This is a genomic window from Sphaerotilus sp. (assembly GCF_031429695.1).
Lineage (GTDB): Bacteria > Pseudomonadota > Gammaproteobacteria > Burkholderiales > Burkholderiaceae_C > Sphaerotilus.
This window is the reverse complement of record NZ_JANPAB010000073.1, coordinates 1-18,414: the sequence shown is the minus strand read 5'-3', so window position 1 is coordinate 18,414 and position 18,414 is coordinate 1. Positions and strand designations below refer to the sequence as shown.

The 18,414-nt window shown below is 66.1% G+C and carries 18 protein-coding genes; 12 read left to right on the top strand and 6 right to left on the bottom strand.

Features of this window, described 5'->3' with window-relative positions:
- Positions 1–10 precede the first annotated feature (10 nt).
- Positions 11–850: a methylenetetrahydrofolate reductase [NAD(P)H] gene (gene metF / locus RMP06_RS14460; RefSeq protein WP_310462485.1), complete on the top strand. Its 840-nt coding sequence runs from the start codon at positions 11–13 to the stop codon at positions 848–850.
- A gap of 21 nt (positions 851–871) precedes the next feature.
- On the opposite strand, the gene RMP06_RS14455 is transcribed toward metF, so the two are convergent.
- Positions 872–1,477, bottom strand: a complete 606-nt coding sequence (locus RMP06_RS14455; RefSeq protein ID WP_310462484.1) for a 5-formyltetrahydrofolate cyclo-ligase — start codon at positions 1,475–1,477, stop codon at positions 872–874.
- 86 nt (positions 1,478–1,563) lie between these two features.
- On the opposite strand from RMP06_RS14455, the gene RMP06_RS14450 reads away from it, so the two are divergent.
- Together RMP06_RS14450 and RMP06_RS14445 are read left to right on the top strand one after the other, a co-directional pair.
- Positions 1,564–3,594: a lytic transglycosylase domain-containing protein gene (locus RMP06_RS14450; RefSeq protein ID WP_310462483.1), complete on the top strand. Its 2,031-nt coding sequence runs from the start codon at positions 1,564–1,566 to the stop codon at positions 3,592–3,594.
- A 34-nt stretch (positions 3,595–3,628) separates the two neighbouring features.
- Positions 3,629–4,594 (top strand): complex I NDUFA9 subunit family protein, encoded by a 966-nt coding sequence (locus RMP06_RS14445; RefSeq protein WP_310462492.1) that lies wholly within the window; start codon positions 3,629–3,631, stop codon positions 4,592–4,594.
- A gap of 20 nt (positions 4,595–4,614) precedes the next feature.
- On the opposite strand, the gene RMP06_RS14440 is transcribed toward RMP06_RS14445, so the two are convergent.
- Positions 4,615–5,226 (bottom strand): PPC domain-containing protein, encoded by a 612-nt coding sequence (locus RMP06_RS14440; protein WP_310462482.1) that lies wholly within the window; start codon positions 5,224–5,226, stop codon positions 4,615–4,617.
- 176 nt (positions 5,227–5,402) lie between these two features.
- On the opposite strand from RMP06_RS14440, the gene RMP06_RS14435 reads away from it, so the two are divergent.
- Positions 5,403–6,635 carry a multifunctional CCA addition/repair protein gene (locus RMP06_RS14435; RefSeq protein ID WP_310462481.1) on the top strand — a complete coding sequence of 411 codons (1,233 nt, stop codon included), beginning with the start codon at positions 5,403–5,405 and terminating at the stop codon, positions 6,633–6,635.
- A gap of 3 nt (positions 6,636–6,638) precedes the next feature.
- Here the strand turns inward: RMP06_RS14435 and RMP06_RS14430 are convergent, their stop codons facing one another.
- Positions 6,639–6,830 (bottom strand): DUF2905 domain-containing protein, encoded by a 192-nt coding sequence (locus RMP06_RS14430; RefSeq protein WP_310462480.1) that lies wholly within the window; start codon positions 6,828–6,830, stop codon positions 6,639–6,641.
- Complete coding sequence (locus RMP06_RS14425; protein ID WP_409050174.1) at positions 6,830–7,999, bottom strand: class I SAM-dependent methyltransferase; 1,170 nt, start codon at positions 7,997–7,999, stop codon at positions 6,830–6,832. The genes RMP06_RS14430 and RMP06_RS14425 overlap by 1 nt, the downstream gene beginning before the upstream one ends.
- Between RMP06_RS14425 and RMP06_RS14420 the strand changes: the two genes are divergently transcribed.
- The 3 genes from RMP06_RS14420 to RMP06_RS14410 are packed head-to-tail and all read left to right on the top strand — an operon-like array spanning position 7,998 to position 9,998.
- Complete coding sequence (locus RMP06_RS14420; protein WP_310462478.1) at positions 7,998–8,369, top strand: dihydroneopterin aldolase; 372 nt, start codon at positions 7,998–8,000, stop codon at positions 8,367–8,369. The two genes, RMP06_RS14425 and RMP06_RS14420, sit on opposite strands and share 2 nt — an antisense overlap.
- Complete coding sequence (gene ttcA, locus RMP06_RS14415) at positions 8,363–9,286, top strand: tRNA 2-thiocytidine(32) synthetase TtcA (protein ID WP_310462477.1); 924 nt, start codon at positions 8,363–8,365, stop codon at positions 9,284–9,286. Before RMP06_RS14420 ends, ttcA begins: the two co-directional genes overlap by 7 nt.
- A gap of 34 nt (positions 9,287–9,320) precedes the next feature.
- Positions 9,321–9,998: a hypothetical protein gene (locus tag RMP06_RS14410; RefSeq protein WP_310462476.1), complete on the top strand. Its 678-nt coding sequence runs from the start codon at positions 9,321–9,323 to the stop codon at positions 9,996–9,998.
- Here RMP06_RS14410 and RMP06_RS14405 read toward each other — a convergent pair.
- Complete coding sequence (locus RMP06_RS14405) at positions 9,979–10,824, bottom strand: DUF6279 family lipoprotein (protein WP_310462475.1); 846 nt, start codon at positions 10,822–10,824, stop codon at positions 9,979–9,981. The genes RMP06_RS14410 and RMP06_RS14405 overlap by 20 nt on opposite strands.
- Before the next feature lie 115 nt (positions 10,825–10,939).
- On the opposite strand from RMP06_RS14405, the gene glmU reads away from it, so the two are divergent.
- Both glmU and RMP06_RS14395 read left to right on the top strand, forming a co-directional pair.
- Positions 10,940–12,331, top strand: a complete 1,392-nt coding sequence (gene glmU / locus RMP06_RS14400; RefSeq protein WP_310462474.1) for a bifunctional UDP-N-acetylglucosamine diphosphorylase/glucosamine-1-phosphate N-acetyltransferase GlmU — start codon at positions 10,940–10,942, stop codon at positions 12,329–12,331.
- A gap of 7 nt (positions 12,332–12,338) precedes the next feature.
- Positions 12,339–12,641, top strand: coding sequence for a hypothetical protein (locus RMP06_RS14395; protein WP_310462473.1), 303 nt, complete (start codon positions 12,339–12,341; stop codon positions 12,639–12,641).
- Here the strand turns inward: RMP06_RS14395 and RMP06_RS14390 are convergent.
- Positions 12,616–13,125, bottom strand: coding sequence for an Lrp/AsnC family transcriptional regulator (locus RMP06_RS14390; protein WP_310462472.1), 510 nt, complete (start codon positions 13,123–13,125; stop codon positions 12,616–12,618). The two genes, RMP06_RS14395 and RMP06_RS14390, sit on opposite strands and share 26 nt — an antisense overlap.
- Positions 13,126–13,280: 155 nt before the next feature.
- Here RMP06_RS14390 and glmS point away from each other — a divergent pair, with 155 nt between their 5' ends.
- From glmS to RMP06_RS14375, 3 genes are all read left to right on the top strand, one after another.
- On the top strand, positions 13,281–15,143 hold the full coding sequence (gene glmS, locus RMP06_RS14385) for a glutamine--fructose-6-phosphate transaminase (isomerizing) (protein WP_310462471.1): 1,863 nt from the start codon (positions 13,281–13,283) through the stop codon (positions 15,141–15,143).
- A gap of 260 nt (positions 15,144–15,403) precedes the next feature.
- The gene (locus RMP06_RS14380) at positions 15,404–17,215 is read left to right on the top strand and encodes a TnsD family Tn7-like transposition protein (protein WP_310462470.1); all 1,812 of its coding nucleotides are present in this window, start codon (positions 15,404–15,406) and stop codon (positions 17,213–17,215) included.
- Between the two features lie 235 nt (positions 17,216–17,450).
- Positions 17,451–18,329, top strand: a complete 879-nt coding sequence (locus RMP06_RS14375; RefSeq protein ID WP_310462469.1) for a TniQ family protein — start codon at positions 17,451–17,453, stop codon at positions 18,327–18,329.
- Positions 18,330–18,414: the final 85 nt, after the last annotated feature.

The following is an 18,414-nucleotide window of genomic DNA, read 5'->3' as shown; positions in this document are numbered from 1 at the left end:
TGAACCTGCCATGACGCAAACCGCCTCCCTCCCGCTGAGCCTGGAGTTCTTCCCGCCCAAGACGCCCGAGGGCGTGACCAAGCTGGCCGCCGTGCGCCAGGCGCTGTACGCGCTGAAGCCGCAGTTCTGCTCCGTCACCTACGGCGCAGGCGGCTCGACCCAGGACGGCACGCTGCAGACCGTGCAGGCCCTCCTCGACGAAGGCCAGGACGGTGTCTCGCACTTCACCTGCGTCGGCGCCACCCGCGCGTCGGTGCGCGAGCGGCTGGCGCAGTTCCGGGCGATGGGGATGCGGCGCATCGTCGCGCTGCGTGGCGACCTGCCCAGCGGCTTCGGTCCGATGGGCGAGATCCGCCACGCCAGCGACCTCGTGGCGTTCATCCGCGCCGAGACGGGCGACCACTTCCACATCGAGGTGGCCGCCTATCCCGAGGTGCATCCGCAGGCCCGCTCGCCCCAGGCCGATCTGCAGGCGTTTGCCGCCAAGGTGCAGGCGGGGGCCAGTTCGGCGATCACGCAGTTCTTCTACAACGCCGACGCCTACTGGCGCTTTGTGGACGACGTGCGGGCGCTCGGGCTGGACATCCCGGTGGTGCCGGGGATCATGCCGATCACCAATTCGAGCGGCATCCTGCGTTTCGCCGACGGCTGCGGTGCCGAGATCCCGCGCTGGGTGCGGCTGCGGCTGCAGAGCTACGGCGACGACACGGCCAGCATCAAGGCGTTCGGGCTGGATGTCGTCACCGACCTGTGCGAGCGGCTGCGGGCGCAGGGGGTGCCGTCGCTGCACTTCTACACGATGAACACCAGCGCCACGGTGCTGGAGCTGGGGCGGCGGCTCGGGTTTTGAGGCACTGGGCCTGGGCCGCGTTCAGGCGTCCCGGTCGCGGTCCCAGCCCGTGCCTTCCTCCGTCAGCATCGCATCCAGCGGCACATCGTGCGGCTCCGCCTGCAGCCACGGGATGTAGCCATGCGCGTAGCCGATGCCCGCCGTGTAGGGCATCGGCTGCAGCGACGCCAGCGTGCGGTCGTAGAAGCCCCCGCCATACCCCAGCCGCACACCGCCCGGCCCGAAGCCGACGCACGGCACCAGCAGCAGCTCTGGATGGAACTCCTCGGTGTCCTTGGGCTTCAGGATCCCGTAGGCGTCCTCCTCCATCGGGCAGCCTGGGTACCAGACGTGAAAACGCAGCTGCTTGGTCAGCTTGTCGATCACCGGCAGGCCGATGCGCCGCTCGGGGTCGGACTCGGTCCAGCGGTACAGCGCCGGCAGGGCGTCGAACTCGCCCTTGATCGACCAGAACGCGCCGATCGTCTTCTCCTTGCGCGACAGCAGCCAGACCATCAGCACCTCCTGGAGGTGCACCGAGCGCTGGTGGCGGTCGGACATGCCCATGCGTTCGGCCTGGAGCTGCTTGCGCAGGGTCTTCTTGTCGCGGGGCGGTTCGGGCAGCTTGAAGGCGGGAGAAGTGCTCATCGGGTCGTTCCTTCATGGGGATGGGGGGGTACCCACGCCGGGATTGTGCCGCCCGCCACCCCCTGCCACCGTCCTACACTGTCGGCATGAAGCTGATTGCTGTGGTGGTTGCCGCACTGGCGGTGTGGATCGGGGGGGCGGGACTGGTTGGAGCCGCCTCGGCGCAGGCGGTGCCGACCGAATCCCGCCCGCTGGATGACCGGCTGGTGCAAGCCCGCGAGGCGCTGCGCAAGCGTGACCGGGCCAAGCTGGCCGCGCACCGCGATGCGCTGGTCGCTGCCCGCCATCCGCTGGCGATGTGGGCCGACTACTGGGAGCTGAGCAACCGGCTCGCCGAGTCGAACCAGTCCGAGCTGGACGCGTTCTACGCCCGCTGGCCCGGCACCTACGTCGAGGACCGCCTGCGCAACGACTGGTTGCTTGAACTCGGCCGCCGCCGCGACTGGCGCAATTTCGCCACCGACTATCCGCGCTTCAAGTTCAACGATGACCGCGAGGTGAGCTGCTACGCGCTGCTGCTGCGCCACCACGTCGGCGAGGACGTGCGCGCCGGGGCCCGCGCGAACTGGTTCCTGCAGCGCGACGGCGACGACGGCTGCACGCTGCTCGTCACCACGCTGTACACCGCGCGCCTGTTCAGCAGCAGCGACGTCTGGCTCAAGGCCCGCGAAGCCGCCGAGGCCAAACGGCTCAATGCCGCCCGCCAGGCGCTGACGCTGCTGGGCGAGGACGCGGGCGCGTCGCTGACCGAGCTGTTCGAGCAGCCACAACGCTACCTGGCCCGCCGCGCCGACACTGACAGCCGCCAGGGCGCCGAATACGCCGTCATGGCGCTGGCCCGGCTGGCGGCGAGCGACCCGGCGGCGGCGGCCACCGAATTGCAGGACCGCTGGCAGACCCGGCTCTCGCCCGAGGCCGCCGCCTGGGCCTGGGGTTCGGTGGCGCGGCAGGGCGCGATGAAACTGCTGCCCGAGTCGGACGGCTGGTTCCAGCGTGCCAGCGGCGCTGCGGCCACCGCTACCCGCGACGTCGACTGGAACGACGACACGCTGGGCTGGCGGGTGCGTTCGGCGCTGCGGGCCACGGACGCGGCACGCTGGCAGCGGGTGCTCGACGCGGTCGCCGCCATGAGCGCCGCCGCACAGGCCGATCCGACCTGGGTCTACTGGAAAGCCCGCGCGCTGCACGCCACGGCCAAGGCCGGCACGGAGGGCGACGCGCAGCGCACGGCGGCCAGTGTGCTGTTCGAGCGCATCGCCGGTCAGTTGAATTTCTACGGCAAGCTCGCCGCCGAGGAACTCGGCCGCCCGCAGTCGCTGCCGCCCCGCCCCGCCGCCATCACGCCCGAAGAGCGGGTCCAGGCCCACCGCCAGCCCGGTTTGACCCGTGCGCTGGCGCTGATCGCGCTGGGGCTGCGCAGCGAGGGGGTGCGCGAATGGAATTTCTCGATCCGCGAACTGAGCGACCGCCCGTTGCTCGCTGCTGCCCAGCGCGCCTGCGACAACGAGGTCTGGGACCGCTGCATCAACACCAGCGAACGCACCCGGCAGGAGATCGACCTGTCGCAGCGCTTTCCGACGCCGTTCCGGGCCGACGTGGTCGCGGCTGCACAGGACATGGGGATCGACCCGGCCTACGTCTACGGGCTGATCCGCCAGGAGTCGCGTTTCGTCACCGACGCACGCTCGGGCGTGGGCGCGTCCGGGCTGATGCAGGTGATGCCGGCCACGGCGCGCTGGACGGCCAAGCGGCTGGGCATGGCCTACACGCCCGACCTGATCACCGACAAGGCCACCAACCTGCGCTTGGGCACGGGCTACCTCAAGCTGGTGCTGGACGACTTCGGCGGTTCGCAGGCGATGGCCGCTGCCGGCTACAACGCCGGGCCGAACCGCCCGCGCCGCTGGCGCGAGGGACCGGTGATGGAGGTGGCGGCCTGGGCCGAGAACATCCCCTTCAACGAGACCCGTGACTACGTGAAGAAGGTGCTGTCCAATGCGAGCTACTACGCGGCCGTGATGGGCGGCAAGTCGGTGGTGGACCTGAAGAGCCGGCTGTCGCCGCTGGTGGGTCCGCGTCCGGCCGACGCCCCGCCCGAAAACCGGCAACTGCCCTGACCACGCCACGACATCGATCGCCCCCGCCATGCCCCTGCGCAAACTTCTGATCCTCGGCGGCACGGGCTTTGTCGGCCGGGTCCTGGTTTCCCGCTGGATGGCCACCCCCGCGGTCAGCGCCGAGGTGGTGCTGATCCCGACACGCCGTCGCGTGCGGGGGCATGGCCAGGCGATGCTGCCCACCGTGCAAGTGGTCGAAGCCGACGTGCACGATCCGCGGCAGCTCGACGATCTGGTGCAGGGTGCCGACGCCGTGGTGAATCTGGTGGCGATCCTGCATGGCAGCGCCGCGCAGTTCGAGCGCACCCACGTCGCACTGCCGCAGCAGGTCGCCGCGGCCTGCCAGCGTGCGTGCGTGCGGCGGCTGGTTCATGTCAGTGCGCTCGGCGTGCCGGACGGCGATCCGGCCTCGGCGCCGTCGCACTACCTGCGCAGCAAGGCGCGCGGCGAGCAGGTGCTGCGGGCGGCGCCGGACCTGGATCTGACGGTCCTTCGCCCGAGCGTGATCTTTGGTGCCGAGGACCGTTTCATCCGGCTCTTCGCACGGTTGCAGGCGCTCGTGCCGGTGATGGCGCTGGCGGGCGCACAGGCACGCTTCCAGCCGGTGTGGGTCGAGGATGTGGCGCAGGCGCTGGTGCACTGCCTGCAGGACCGTGCGACGGTCGGGCAGACGATCGAGTGCGCGGGGCCGGAGGTCCTCACGCTGGCGGATCTGGTGCGGATGGCGGGGCGCTGGAGCGGGCATGTGCGGCCAGTGCTGCCGCTGCCGAGCTGGGCGGGACGGCTCCAGGCGGCCGCCCTCGGGCTGCTGCCGGGCGAGCCGCTGATGTCGTGTGACAACCTCGACTCGATGCGTGTGCCCAACGTCGCCACCGGCAGGCACCCAGACCTGACTGCGCTGGGCATCACGCCGGGCGCGATCTCGGCCGTGATGTCCTCCGTGCTGGGCACAGGATTCACCCCCGAAGACCGGCGACGCACGCGCGCCGGCCGGGACTGACGCGCGGGCCGTTGCGTTGCTTAGCTGCGCCGGCGGCGGCTGACCATGCCGAGCACGCCCAGACCGGCCAGCAGCAGGACCACCGATTCCGGCTCCGGCACGGCGGCCAGCATCGGCGTGCTGTTCAGCAGCAGGTTGTAGGTCCAGCCGGAGTGGCCGCCACCGTCGAAATCGTTCCAGCCAAGGCGATAGCCGGAGACGGCCGCGTAATAGGTGCCCGGCGCGAGCTGGTAGGAAAACGACAGGAAATTGCTCGCGGAACTGTTGTCGTCGAACGCGCTCGCCAGCAACTGGTTCGGCAGGCCGCTGTCGAACAGCCCGATGACCGGCTTGTCCGTGGCGTTCGGGGTTTCGATCGTCAGCGTGGCCAGCTGGGCGGCGCCGACTTCAAAGCGGAAGAAGTCGGCTGAACTCCCGCCGCCGCCATCGGTGACACCGGCTTCGTACCTTCTGGCTCCCGAGATGAACAAAAAGCCGCCCGGCGCCAGCGTGCCCACTGCCTCGGCCATCGAGGGAGCGTCATTGGCGACGCCCGTGCTCAGCTCCTGCTCAATGTAGGCCTGCGCCTGGAATGCGCTGCCGAGCAGCAAGACGGTCAGCGCGAATCGTGTCGCGGTGGATCGAATGGTCATGGTGAAACTCCCCAGCATTGCAAACACTTCCGTTGCAAACATTAAACATTTGGTACGGTTTAGTGCCAGTGCATCATTGGACCATTCCTTCACATGGTCGGCCATCCCTGGCTCGCGGGTGACACTTTTGCGAAATGCAGCACATCGATCGAGCCGGGGTATCGGCAATGCCTGACATGCAATTTTTTCTGGTGGGTGGCGCTGTCCGAGACCGCCTGATGGGCCGTCCGCCCGGTGACCAGGATTGGGTGGTCATCGGATCGACCCCTGAACAGATGGGCGCGGCCGGCTATCTGCCGGTCGGGCGCGATTTTCCGGTGTTCCTGCACCCCAGGACGCGGGAGGAATACGCGCTGGCGCGCATCGAGCGCAAGACCGCGCCGGGCTACCACGGCTTCTCCTTCCGCGCCGATCCGGACGTGAAGCTGGAAGAGGACCTCTCCCGCCGTGACCTGACCATCAACGCCATGGCGATGGACGGCGATGGCCAAGTCATCGACCCCTGTGGTGGCCAGGCGGACCTGCGTGACCGCGTGCTGCGCCATGTCGGGGCGGCGTTTGTCGAGGATCCGGTCCGTATCCTGCGGCTTGGTCGATTCCTGGCGCGCTTCACCGACTTCAGCGTGGCGCCCGAGACGCTGGCGCTGTGCCGCGAGATGGTGGCGGCGGGTGAGGTGGACGCACTGGTGTCCGAGCGGGTCTGGCAGGAACTGTCGCGCGGCTTGATGGAGGCAGCGCCGTCGCGGATGTTCCTGTTCCTGCGCGACTGCGGTGCGCTGGTGCGGCTGCTGCCGGAGGTGGACGCGCTGTTCGGCGTGCCGCAGCGCGCCGAGTACCACCCGGAGATCGATACCGGGGTCCATCTGATGATGGTGCTCGACATGGCGGCGCGCCTGAAGACCGCGCTGCCGGTGCGTTTTGCCTGCCTGACGCATGACCTGGGCAAGGCGACGACACCGGCCGACGTGCTGCCCCGCCACCTGGGCCACGAGGGGCGCAGTGTCCGGCTGCTCGGGCCGCTGGCCGAGCGGTTGCGCGTGCCGGTGGAGTGCAGGGAGCTGGCCGAGGTGGTGGCCCGCGAACACGGCAACATCCACCGCAGCACCACGCTGGACGCCGCGGCGGTGGTGCGGCTGATGGACCGCTGCGATGCGTGGCGGCGGGCCGAGCGCTTCGAGCTGACGCTGCAGGCCTGCGAGTGCGACGCGCGCGGTCGCCTGGGGTTCGAGGAGCAGGTCTATGCGCCAGCGCCGCGCCTGCGTTCGGCGCTGGCGGCGGCGCAGCAGGTCAGCTCCGCCGACATCAGCGCCCGCGCGATCACCCGCGGATTGAAAGGCCCTGACATCGGCCGTGCGCTGCACCAGGCCCGGGTGGATGCGGTGCAGGCCGTGTTGCCGGCCGCAGCGTAGGCCTCAGAGCCAGCGTGCCAGGGCCAGTCCGATCAGCGTCAGCAGCGCGCTGGATCCAAACGGAAAGTGCCAGCGCCGCGCGCCGATCTTCACGCTGAAGTCGCCAGGGATGTGCCCCAGCCCGATCTTCTCCAGCCAGCCGTGCAGGCCGTTGAAGACGAGGCAGGACAGCGTGAAGACGATGAGCCAGCGCATCAGAGCGTGTGGCTGCGGTCGCCCGCGCCGAAGCCGATCGCCTCGAACGATTCGGCCTCGGTGACGAAGCCGATCACCTTGAACAGCTCGCCCATCTCGTGCTCGGTGACGAGCTTTTGCGCCATGGCCCGGCCGCGCAGGTCGGCGGTTTCCAGGTCGGCCAGCAGCCCGCAATTGAACAGGAAGCGCGCCTGCGAGGTGTAGCCCAGCACCTCCAGCCCGGCCTCCTGCCCGGCCAGCGCGATGGCGGTGAAATCAACGTGCGCTGTCAGGTCTTTCAGGCCGATGTCGTGCAGCGGATCGGGGTCGGCCTTGTGACCGCGGTGGCACATCAGGGTGCCGCCGGTGCGCTGCGGGTGGTAGAACTCGTGCTCCGGAAAGCCGTAGTCGATGAAAAACGCGGCACCGCGTGTCAGGCCCTCTGCCAGTGTGGCAAGGAAGGCGCTGGCTTGGCGCGGCAGTTCGGTCACGGTGCCCGGCACGAAGCCGAGGTCGACCGGCGGGCGCAGATCGGTCGGCCGATCCGCCCAGACGAATTGCGGCGCCCCCACCGCTTCGTCCAGCGCCACGCCGCGCTCCTGCCACTGCACGCCGTCCCAGGCGAGTAGCACCACCGGCATCGCGTCCAGCACCTCGTTGCCGACGACCACGCCCTCGAAGGTGGCGGGCAGCGCATCGATCCAGCGCACCTTGTCGGCGAGTTGCGGCACCTCCTTGGCGAGGCGCTGGCGCTGGCGTTCGCGCAGCGTGCCGGACAGATCGACGATGGTGTAGCGGTCGACCGTGGCGCCCAGTTCTTCCAGCGTCTGCAGCAGCTGACAGGCCAGCGCACCCGAGCCGGCGCCGAACTCCCAGACCTCGCGCGTGCCGGTGGCGCCAAGCGCCTGCGCGACCTGGCGGGCCAGCGCGCGGCCGAACAGCGGCGAGAGTTCCGGCGCGGTGATGAAGTCGCTGCCGGACGAGGGCAGGGCGCCGAACTGCCGGTCGCCGCCACTGTAGTAGCCCAGGCCCGGCTGGTACAGCGCCATCGCCATGAAGCGCTCGAAGCCGATCCAGCCGCCGCAGCGGCGGATCTCGGCGGCGATGAGGGCGGGCAGCGGGTCGCTGGCTACACTGGGGATTGAGGCGGTGTTCACCGGCCGATTGTAGAAAGGTAGCCAGTCCCCCATGTCCACCACCCGCGGCACCCAGATCCTGACCCTCACCGGCCTGCGCTTCGACGCCAGCCTCGGCATCCTCGACCACGAGAAAACCACCCCGCAGCCCATCGCCGTGGACGCGGAACTCAACCTCGGCACCCAGCTCCTGACCCCTCCGGACGACGACCTGTTCCACGTCCTCGACTACCGCCGCGTGCGGACGATCATCATCGACGAGTGCCTCGCCCAGCACGTCAACCTGCTGGAGAGCCTGATCGGCAAGGTCGCGGCGCGGCTGATGGACCTGCCGGGCGTGCTCGGCGTGCGGGTGCGCATCGCCAAGCTGGAGATCTTCGACGACTGCGAAGTGGCGATCCGGGTGGAGACCGGGCAATGGTAAATCCGCATCCTCCCGCCGAGCGCCGTGTCTCCGTCGAGACCCACAAGCTCTCCAAGCGCCTGCACCGCCTCGTCGGCCAGGCGATCCGCGACTACGCGATGATCGAGGACGGCGACCGCGTCATGGTCTGCCTCTCGGGCGGCAAGGACAGCTACGCGCTGCTCGACATCCTGCTCAACCTGCAGCAGCGCGCCCCGATCCAGTTTTCCATCGTCGCGGTCAACCTCGACCAGAAGCAGCCCGGCTTCCCGGCGCACATCCTGCCGGACTACCTGACGCGGCTCGGGGTCGAGTTCCACATCGAGAACCAGGACACCTACTCCGTCGTCAAGCGCCTGATTCCCGAGGGCGCCACGATGTGCAGCCTGTGCTCGCGGCTGCGGCGCGGCATCCTGTACCGGGTGGCCGATGAGCTGGGTGCCACCAAGATCGCGCTGGGCCACCACCGCGACGACTTCCTTGGCACCGTCTTCCTGAACATGTTCTTCGGCGGCAAGCTCAAGGGCATGTCACCCAAGCTGGTCAGCGACGACGGCCGCCACACCGTGATCCGCCCGCTGGCGCTGGTTGCCGAGACCGATCTGGAACGCTGGGCCGCGCACCGCGAATTCCCCATCATTCCCTGCACGCTGTGTGGCTCGCAGGAGAACCTGCAGCGTGTGCAGATCAAGCGCATGCTCCGGGAATGGGAGAAGCAGCACCCGGGCCGCATCGACAACATGCACCGCGCCTTTGCCAATGTCGTGCCCTCGCACCTGATGGACCGGGCGCTCTTTCCGTTCGAGACGATCCAGCCGACCGGCGTGGTCAACCCGCAGGGCGACAAGGCGTTTGACGACGATGAGGACGCCTGCGCCACGCCGAGCGCGCCCGCCAGCATCTCGCTGGCTGCGCTGCGCGGATTCGGCGGCGATTGATCCACTCTGTTCTGTTGTTGTTCAGGAGACTGCGATGCCGAGAGTTCCCGATGTGTTCCGCACCGACCGCCGCCGCTGGGCGCTGGGACTCACGGCGATGGCCGCGGCCGCGTGGCTGCCGGGCTGCGCCGCGTTCAAGCAGATCGGCGTCGACGTGGTCACCTTCGGCGCCTGGCCTGACAAGCGTCCGCCGGGCCGCTACGCCTTCGACCGTCTGCCGTCACAGAACGCTGGCAGCCCGGAGCAGGTGCAGCTCGAAGCCGCTGCGGCGCAGGCGCTGCAGCGGGTCGGTTTCGTGGCCGCCGACAGTGCCGCCCGGGCGGATGTGCTGGTGCAGCTGGGTTGGGGGCGTTCGCAGGTATTGAGTCCGTTCGCCGATCCCTGGCCAGGACGCCCGCTGCGCAGCGGTGCGGTGGCACCGCCGCCTGATCGGCGGGCCCATGCGTCGGTCGGTGTCGGAGTGGGATTCGGCTTCGGGCGCGGGGGCATCGGCATCGGCGGTACCTTTGGCGAACCCCAGACCTACGACCGCCAGCAGGCGCAACTGCTGTTCATCGACCGCGTGAGCCGCGACAAGCTGGTCGAGATTCAGGTGCAGCACGAAGGCCGTTATTCCAGCGCCGATTTCCTGCCGCTGCTCTTCGATGCCGGCCTGAGCGGCTTCCCCGGTCTGCAGGCCGGAACGCGCCACATCACCGTGCAGTTGCCATAGCGCCGGCCGCGCTGCGCAGGTCCGCCGACCAGCCTTGCAGGCGCTCGGCGGCATGCTGGCGCTGCTCGGCCGTGGTGCGGTTGTGCAGATCGGCCGCCAGTTCGCACTGGAAACGCATGAGCTGTTCGCGGTAGAGGCGTGCGGCGTCGTCACTCGGGCGCACGGTGTAGCCCACCCAGGTGCGCAGCAGTGCGGTGCGCTGAGCCTTGTCCAGCCCCGGTTGCACGACGGCACGCAGGGTCGTGACCATCTCCAGTTGCTGGCGCTGGCGCTCCTGCTGCCAGCGGTGCGGATCCCACGGCGAGCTGCGCAGGCGCTCGGAGATGAAGCGGCGCTGCGCGCTGTCGATGCGGCCATAGAGCATGTCGGCGCGGTCGATGATGCGCTCGGCCGAGGCGCGGTGGCGCTGGTCGTTGTCGCCACGCAGGTAGGTGTCGCGCCATTCACGGTTGTTGGTGTCGAGCCGGGTCTGCAGGTGCCTGAACTGGGCCTCGTCGAGGTTGCCGAGCGTGTCGGCCATCGGCTCGACCAGCGCATTCAGGTAGACCTCCTGGCGGGTCTGCACGGTTTTCCACCAGCGGCAGGCCTGCGCGGGTGTCGCGTCCACCACGGCTTCCTGCGTCGCCTGGTCGAGCAGGGCGATGTCCTCGGGCAACTGCCGCGTGCGGTGCCAGGTCTGCCACTGGGCGAGGGCCTGGCGGACTTGTGGGGTCTGCGCGGCACTGAAGTCGAGGTAGCGGTCGAGCCACCAGTAGGCCAGCGTGTCGGCCTGGCTGTAGCCGATGCGCAGCGTGCTGCACGCCGCCAGCAGCGTCAAAACCGACAACACCGACACGGTCCGCGCCCATCTCTTAAGCCGCCCTGGTCGCTGTCCTGTCACACCGTTCCCGATAATCATGGATTCCCGAACATTCGGAACACGCTGTAGAGAGGATCTGTGCATGTTGCTCGACGTTGTGATCATGGCCGCTGGCAAGGGCACGCGGATGAAATCCGCCCGCCCCAAGGTATTGCATGCGCTGGCAGGTCGCCCGCTATTGCAGCACGTCCTGCAAATGGGTGCAGGGCTCGGGGCTGAACGCCTGATCACCATCACCGGCCACGGCGCCGAACTGGTCGAAAGCACGATGCGCGCCGCGTTGCCCGGCGCACCGCTGGCCTTCGTGCGCCAGGAGCCGCAGCTCGGCACCGGCCACGCCGTGCAGCAGGCCGTGCCCGAACTGCCCGAGGCCGGCACCACGCTGATCCTCAATGGCGACGTGCCGCTGATCCGCGCAGAGACTGCACAGGCGCTCATCGACGCCTGCGGCGGTGAACAGCTGGTGCTGCTGACGGTGGACCTGGACGACCCGACCGGCTACGGCCGCATCGTCCGCGAAGGCGAGCAGGTCCGCGCCATCGTCGAGCACAAGGACGCCACGCCGGCGCAGCGCGCCATCCGCGAGGGCTACACCGGCATGATGGCCGCCCCCACCGCCCACCTGAAGCGCTGGCTGGGCAACCTGAAGAACGACAACGCCCAGAAGGAGTACTACCTGACCGACATCGTCGCGATGGCCGTGGCCGACGGCGTGCCGGTGGTGGCCACGCGTGCGTCCAGCGAGACCGAGGTGCTCGGCGTCAACAGCCCGCTGCAGCTCGCGCAGCTGGAGCGCCGTTTCCAGGCGCAGCAGGCCGAGGTGCTGCTCGAAGCCGGCGTGCGCATGGCCGATCCGGCGCGCTTCGACCTGCGTGGCACGCTCAGCTGCGGACGCGACGTGTCGATCGACGTCAACTGCGTCTTCGACGGCACGGTGACGCTCGGTGACGACGTGACCATCGGCGCCAACTGCTGCATCCGCAACGCCACCATCGGCGTCGGCACGGTGCTGCAGCCCTTCACGCACATCGACGGCGAGGCGCTGGGCGTCACGATCGGCGCGGGTGCCCAGATCGGTCCGTTCGCGCGCCTGCGCCCCGGCGCCAGGCTGGGCGACGAGGTCCACATCGGCAACTTCGTCGAGGTCAAGAACTCGACCATGGCCCGCGGCGCCAAGGCCAACCACCTCGCCTACCTGGGCGACGCGGTCGTCGGCGAGCGGGTCAACTACGGTGCCGGCAGCATCACCGCCAACTACGACGGCGCCAACAAGCACCGCACCACCATCGAGGCCGATGTCCACATCGGCTCCAACTGCGTGCTGGTGGCGCCAGTCACGGTCGGCGCGGGGGCCACGGTCGGCGCCGGCTCGACCATCAGCAAGGACGTCGCCGCCGGCCAGCTCGCGGTCGCCCGCGGTCGCCAGACCAGCCTCAGCGGCTGGTCCCGGCCGGTGAAACCACCCAAGCAGTGAGCCGTCCGTGAGCCCTGTCCTGCCGATCGAGCCGACCCACTACCAGTGCCTCGACCTCCCCGAGGACTGCACGGTGACCGAGATGCAGATCGCCTGGGTGCGGATCGAGCCGACCTTGCCGCCGCCGCTGACACCGCTCGAACGCCGTGATCTGCCAGCAGATCGCACCGATACGCGCCGCGCCGAGGACCGCCGCCTCGCCCGCGCCGTGCTCGGCGATCCGGCGCGGCGGGCGGTCTACGATGCCTGGCTCGCCCGTGAGCGCGCCGCGCCGAAGTCCTGGATCAACCGGCTGCTGTGCCGGAGCTGACCGGCTTCGGCAGCGCGATCTGCAGCCCGCACTTGGCCCGGTGCACGCTGAAGAAGCAGCGCACATTGCGCACGTTGGCGTCGCTCGTGAACAGCCGCTGCGCCAGCGACTGGTAAGCCGGCATGTCCGCCACCTGCGCGATCAGCACGAAGTCCGGCCCGCCCTGCGTGCGGTAGCACTGCTGCACGGCCGCATCCGCTACAGCGCGGGCCTCGAATGCCGACAACCTCTCGACCGACTGCGTGTCCAGCGTCACCTCGGCGATGGCCGTCAGCCCGTGGCCCAGCGCCTCGGGCGACAGCACGGCGACGGTGCGTTCGATCACGCCCGCGTCCGCCATCCGCTTGATGCGGCGCAGCGCGGTGGCGGCCGAGACATGCACGGCGTCGGCCAGCGCCTGGTTCGAGCGCGCGGCGTCGCGCTGCAGTTCGTCCAGCAGACGCAGATCGATCGCGTCCAGGGGCATTGCTTCGCGGGGTGTCATGCAATAAATCTCCAAATAAGTTTACTGAATAGCGATTCATTGCAATCTTAATGGATGACGAAGGAATTCGTCTGAATCGATAATTTTTTGCTCATTCATTGCACGACAAGCTCGCTACGATCGGCGCCTGTCTTCATTCACCAGGGAAGTCCACCATGTGCGGAATCGTCGGCGCCGTCAGCCAGCGCAACATCGTCCCCATCCTGCTCCAGGGTCTGCAGCGCCTGGAGTACCGTGGTTATGACTCCTGCGGCGTCGCCGTGCACCAGGGCGGACAACTGCGCCGCTCGCGCAGCACGTCGCGCGTGGCCGAGCTGGACGCGCAGGTGCTGAACGACGGCATCGAGGGCCTCGTCGGCATCGCCCACACCCGCTGGGCCACCCACGGCGTGCCGGCCGTCCACAACGCCCACCCGCACTTCTCGCACGGCACGGGCGCCGACGCCAAGAGCGCCAAGGCCGGCCGCATCGCGCTGGTCCACAACGGCATCATCGAGAACCACGACGAACTGCGCGCCGAACTCAAGGCCCGCGGCTACGAGTTCACCAGCCAGACCGACACCGAGGTCATCGCCCACCTGATCGACTCGCTCTACCAGGGCGACCTGTTCGACGCGGTGCAGAGCGCGCTGCCGCACCTGCGCGGCGCCTACGCGATCGCGGTGTTCTGCCAGGAAGAGCCGCTGCGCGTCGTCGGCGCCCGCGAAGGCTCGCCGCTGGTGCTGGGCGTGGGCAAGGGCGAGAACTTCCTCGCCTCGGACGCGATGGCGCTGGCCGGCGTGACCGACCAGATCGTCTACCTGGAAGAAGGCGATGTCGTCGATCTGCAGCAGGGCAAGTACTGGATCACCGGCAAGGCCGACGGCGGCGCCCGCGTGCGCATCGACCGCCCGGTCAAGACCGTCCACGCCCACAGCGGCGCGGCCGAACTCGGCCCCTACCGCCACTACATGCAGAAGGAAATCTTCGAGCAGCCGCGCGCCATCGCCGACACGCTCGAAGGCATCGAGTCGATCACGCCGGCGCTGTTCGGCGACGGTGCGGCCGAGGTGTTCAGCCAGATCGACAAGGTGCTGATCCTCGCCTGCGGCACCAGCTCGTACTCGGGCATGACGGCCAAGTACTGGCTGGAAAGCATCGCCAAGATCCCGGCCCAAGTCGAGATCGCCAGCGAATACCGCTACCGCGAGAGCGTGCCCGACCCGAAGACGCTGGTCGTCACCATCAGCCAGAGCGGCGAGACCGCCGACACGCTGGCCGCGCTCAAGCACGCCCGCTCGCTGGGCATGACGCAGACGCTGACCATCTGCAACGTCTCGACCAGCGCGATGGTGCGCGAGTGCAAGCTCGCCTTCATCACGCACGCAGGGGTGGAGATCGGCGTGGCCTCGACCAAGGCGTTCTCGACGCAACTGGTCGCGCTGTTCCTGCTGACACTGGTGCTGGCCAAGCAGCGCGGCACCCTGCCCGCCACGGGCGAGGCGGCGGCGCTGCGCAACCTGCGCCACCTGCCGGCCGCCGTGCAGTCGGTGCTGGCGCTGGAGCCGCAGATCATCGCGTGGGCGGAGCTGTTCACGCCAAAGCAGAACGCGCTGTTCCTGGGCCGTGGCCGCCACTACCCGATCGCGCTGGAAGGCGCGCTCAAGCTCAAGGAAATCAGCTACATCCACGCCGAGGCCTACCCGGCCGGCGAGCTGAAACACGGCCCGCTGGCGCTGGTGGATGCGTCGATGCCGGTCGTCACGATCGCGCCGAACGACCAGTTGCTGGAAAAACTCAAGAGCAACCTGCAGGAAGTGCGGGCACGGGGCGGCGAGCTGTTCGTCTTCGCCGACGCGGACACGCGCATCGAGAACGAGCCGGGCGTTCACGTCATCCGGATGCCGGAGCACTACGGCGCGCTGAGCCCGATCCTGCACGTGGTGCCGCTGCAGTTGCTGGCGTATCACACGGCGTGTGCGCGGGGGACGGATGTGGACAAGCCGCGGAATCTGGCGAAGAGCGTCACGGTGGAGTGAACGGGACCGTACGGCGAGGCCACCGATTGGTGTTCTCGACAAATAAAGTCGTAAACACGACATTAAAGTCGTAAACATCGCAATAGAGTCGTAAACAGCACTCCCATGCCGGACTCTACGCTCGGCAGGTGGGGATGAACGAACAAGTGGCAGCGTCAGGCTGCCACTTCTGTTTTGGGCGCCTACCCCGTTCACGAGAGGGTGATCTCGCCTGAGCGACGTGCGCCTAGCCAAGCCCACCATCAGCAAGAGCTAGACGGGTGAATCGCCGTTTCTGTCGCGTTGACCTTGTCTCTGCGCCAAGACGGTGTCAGTCTTCCGATGTGTCGCTGACAGACCAGCCTTTCACCGCACTAGGCACCCTCGCAGGGCCGCTGCTTTCGTGGCTACCAGATGAGACCCTCTTCAGCCTCTGTAGCCGACTCCATCGGCTGTGGGGCTATTCGTCGTCGTGGAAGTCGGCGGAGATCCTGTTTGGCGGCAGGCGCCTGGGTTTGCACCACGATCTGCCAAACTCCCTCGGAACTTTTGCGTCACGAACAGGGCAGCTACTGGGTTGTGCGGATTCGATCGCATCGAACCGCACACTGCTGCGCTTTTACCGACCATTTCTTTACCCATCTGCAGTGGCCGAGACCGCAGAGATCATGGGCGGGCCGTCCGTTGCTCACCTGAAGTACAAACTGGGCCTGCTGACCAGTCGGTTCGGCGCTAACCATCCGCTCAAAGCGTGCAGGTCATGCATGACTGCTGATGTCGAGCGTCACGGCTGGGCCTATTGGCACGCTGAGCATCAGTTTCCCGGTGCTTGGATCTGTCCGGTTCATGCCGTGCCTTTGAACGTTTGTACCTTGAAGCACAACGGCGTTGAGCGCTTCTCCTGGCAGCTTCCCCACGAAAGCAATTTGACCGAGGTACTTGTCACCTCTGATGCGCGACGTATGCACGCTATGCATGAGCTTTCTTTGTGGGCGACAACACTCGTCGCGACCGAGCACGCCGATGGCTGGCTTCATGCCGAGAAGGTCCAGGCAACGATCCGACGGCGTTTGCTGGACCTTGGATGGCTCACCAGCGCAGGGCATGTTCGTCTGAAGGACGCCACCAAGTCCTACGTTGCGCACTGTGCGTACCTGCAGTCCTTGCCAGAACTGGCCATGCGCTCGACGAGCGAGGATAGTGGCCGCGCCCAAGTCAACCGACTGCTGCGACCTCTGCGGAGCGGCATTCATCCGCTTCGCCTTCTCGTGGCGATTCACTGGCTGTTCGCAAACGTGGATGACTTCATCCACCAACACGAATACCGAAAAACGCAGCCACTCCCAAGCCCAAGCACAACGTTGCAGTCCAAATCGACGGCTTGTCTGCAGAGGCAGCCGAACAGCGCCAAAGATCGAGTGCTCTTGCTTGTCCAAGACGGCGTATCTGCCACTGCCGCTGCAAAGCGCGTCGGCATTGATGTGTCCACAGCCATGTCTTGGCTATCCGCCGCTGGCTTCCATGTCCGGCGAAGGCCGAAAGCATTGAAGGACGGCAAACTCCTTGAGATCGTGCGTGACTTGCTGCAGGGCACGGACAGATCAGTGGTTGCCCAGAACTACGCTGTATCTCTGTCTACCGTGGACAAGATCCTGCGCACCAAAGTCGGACTTCATGCCGCTTGGCAACTTGCCCGCCAAGAGCACGCACGATCCAAAGCGAGAGGCGAGTGGCTTCAGGTGGCCTATGCGGAGCCGGATGCTGGTGCCACACACTGGCGAACGAAGTGTCCAGCAGCCTATGGATGGCTATACCGGAATGACAGGAGTTGGCTTCAACAGCACATGCCGGCCAAGGCTGTCTGCGTGCGGGCACCGAGAAAAACCAGCGTTTGCTGGGAAACACGGGATCGGGAGCTTGCAGAAGCAGTGCGAATTGCTTCCCTGAAGTTGGCTCAACCCCAAACGAACAAAGCTTCGGCAATCCGTGTTGGACAACTCTGCCAAGCTGTTCCAGCACTGAAATCTAAGATGTCTTCATTGGCGAAATTGCCCTTAACCATGGCTGCAATTGATTCATTGGTAGGTAAATGAATCGCCGGGCAGCAGAGTCCATTGTTGATGATGCTAGATATGCCGCTAGATGGATGACCGGGTGGAGAAAGAGAATTTTTTGCATGGTATGCTTCTGAATGATTTACCATGAAAAAAATACGAAGTGCCTTTGGCGCCGTGAAATTTATTGCCGCGAATCTGTCACCAATTCGCAAATATACGCTGGGCGATTTAAGGCTGCCAAGATTGGTTTTGCCGCTCGGTTGGTTCGGTAATGCTGCGTCCATCCATACTTCCTGGTGAGTATGCCCTTGGCTACCAAGGCCGATTTGCGTGCTTGAATGGGTGGCGGTCAGAGGAGCAACTTAATCAAGCTCTGCTTGATGTTTCAGGGCATTCAGGCGGAACGTTTTTGGACGTGAGTAGGGTTGAGGCACTGTCGATGGCCGCAGGTCTGACGGTCGAAAATTTTGTGTCCCACCACACAACAATTCCTTTGCGTCGAGCATTCGTTGCCGACGATGCCATTCTCTCGCACGGCAACACGCAACAACGTGATATTTTATCGATGTCTGCATTAAAGCATATGGATGCGCGTGCATATTTTTGTCAAGTATGCATGAATGAGGATCTGACTCAATATGGATTATCATATTGGCGACGGATGCATCAAATTTTAGGTGCATATCACTGTCCAACGCACTGTGTCCCGCTTTGTTACTCTAGAGGAATTAAGTCCTTCAAGGGCTCTCCATTATTCCATGCGAAGTGCCCTGAGGTTGTTTCATTTGAGTGGGTGCTGGATTTTTTCAAATGTGCCCCGATTCTTCGGTATGTGGAAATATGCATGGAGTTATTGAATCAGAGTGCCCCAAAAAGAATCAACTTGATTTCAAGTGTGCTGCGTGCAGAGGCTAAAATTAACGGGATTCATCACGGTCAGGGGAAGGTAAACGGCATATATTTCAGCGACTATATCCTTGATATTTTGAATGTTGTGTGGCTTGAAAAAATTGTGCCAGAGGCTTCCACGAAATTTCGGGGCACTTATTTTCAATCTATTGACGGTGTTCTTGTGGATACTTCGATTGGTGCTGCATGGCTTTGTTGCATAAATAAAGTCTTTGAAATCAATAGCTTGCAATCACTCTAGAGCAGTTTTTAGGCCAATTTCCGGAAAAATCACTTCGAAGTCTTCGTAAGTCGTTGATTTCATGATAAATTTTCATTCGAGTTAT